At 38.6% G+C, this 1,940-nt stretch carries 1 protein-coding gene; it reads left to right on the top strand.

Annotated elements, in window-relative coordinates; all coding sequences use genetic code 11:
• Positions 1-314 precede the first annotated feature (314 nt).
• A complete protein-coding gene (locus tag BCU91_RS05620) occupies positions 315-1,556 on the top strand; it encodes a malic enzyme-like NAD(P)-binding protein (RefSeq protein ID WP_102440015.1) in 1,242 nt (413 codons plus the stop codon).
• The last annotated feature ends 384 nt before the right edge of the window (positions 1,557-1,940 follow it).

Raw genomic sequence — 1,940 nt, 5'->3', positions numbered from 1 at the left:
GTTAATAATATTGTTATTTAGACAAACTTTTGACAAGTTTAAGTAGCATTTTACGGTTTTTATTAGCAAATCTTGTTATTTTTCTACATTTTTAAGTCCTTGATTCTTAATGTGATGGTTAATTTTTTGATTAAAAAATATAACTTGACCAAATTCTAATTATTAAAGGTAACTTTTGTTATTTTTTGATTTATAATCCCAGCAGAAAGCGATCGCTGACGGATTAGTTTGATCTCAAGTTATTTTTAACTGGCCTCGTTTTCGCAGAATTACTTTTACTTCGCCGTATCACTTGCCTCACTCAGGAAAATACAATGCCAGATTTTCGCCAACAAGCTCTCGATTACCATGAATTCCCAGTTGCAGGTAAAACTGCTGTAACCCTCACTAAACCAGCGCAAACCAGTCATGATCTGTCGCTGGCATACAGTCCTGGTGTGGCAGAGCCGGTAAGAGAAATTGCGGCAAACCCTGATGACGCATATCGTTATACTAATAAAGGTAATACCGTTGCGGTGATTTCTAACGGTACGGCAATTTTAGGCTTAGGTAACTTAGGCCCATTAGCATCAAAACCTGTAATGGAAGGTAAGGCATTACTGTTTAAGCGTTTCGCCAATATTGATTCAGTTGATATTGAAGTGAAGCACAGAACTACGGCAGATTTTATTAATACGGTTGAGTCGATTGCAGATACCTTTGGCGGCATTAATTTAGAAGATATCAAAGCGCCTGAGTGTTTTGAAATTGAAAGAGAGCTTATTGCCCGTTGTAATGTGCCTGTGTTTCATGATGATCAACATGGTACGGCTATCGTAACTGCAGCAGGCATGTTGAACGCACTTGAAATTCAAGGCAAAAAAATTGAAGACGCAGTATTTGTTTGTTTAGGTGCAGGTGCTGCGGCCATTGCTTGTATGACCATGATTGTTAAGTGTGGCGCTCAGCGTGAAAATGTTTACATGCTCGACAGACAAGGCGTGATCCATACTCGCCGTGAAGACATTAACGAATACAAAGCCTTGTTTGCTAACAACACAGACAAGCGTACCTTACAAGATGTGATTAAGGATGCCGACGTATTCTTGGGGCTTTCTGGCGCTGATTTATTAACTGCTGATGACATTGCGCTAATGGCACCAAAACCGGTTATTTTTGCTTGTTCAAACCCAGATCCTGAAATTAAACCTGAGTTGGCTCACTCAATCCGTCAAGATTTGATTATGGGTACCGGCCGTAGTGATTACCCAAACCAAGTGAATAACGTATTGTGTTTTCCTTTCATTTTCAGGGGCGCATTAGACGTTCGAGCCAGTGTCATTAATGATGAAATGAAAATTGCTGCAGTTAAAGCGTTAGCGGCAATTGCTAAAGAACCGGTTCCCGCAGAAGTATTAGCAGCCTACCCACATGTTAATTCATTAAGCTTTGGCCCAGAGTACGTGCTGCCTAAGCCAATGGACCCTCGTTTATTGAAAAATATCGCCAGTGCGGTATCTCAGGCGGCCATTGATTCAGGTGTCGCGGTATTAGATAAGGTACCCACTGACTATTAATCTATTAATGGTTAGATATTCACCTTAGTTAGAAGGGGCATTAGCCCCTTTTTTATTGGCTGAAAATGGCGTTAATAATAAACGAGTTTGACTGCTATAATTAAATGATGCTGAGTAAATGTCACTATTATTTTTGCAAGATTGCAGCAGATAATATAGCTAAATAAGATTATTAAGCCTAAGCTCACTTTTTTAAAACTGCGACAGCATTTTTTTATTAAACAAGTGATAGTATGACGCGTTCAATATAAGGCGAGACTATTAGTATAAAGTAAACGCGTTTAGCATAAACTGAACATGTGTTATTTTTCTAAACTATTTCTCTAATAATAAAAATGTACTCGCAATAAAATAACAATAACTAATTCCCCTTGAGTGCTGTGT

The organism is Shewanella sp. 10N.286.52.B9 (assembly GCF_002873635.1).
Lineage (GTDB): Bacteria > Pseudomonadota > Gammaproteobacteria > Enterobacterales > Shewanellaceae > Shewanella.
The sequence above is the reverse complement of the archived record's forward strand: the minus strand, read 5'-3'. Positions and strand labels throughout refer to the sequence as shown.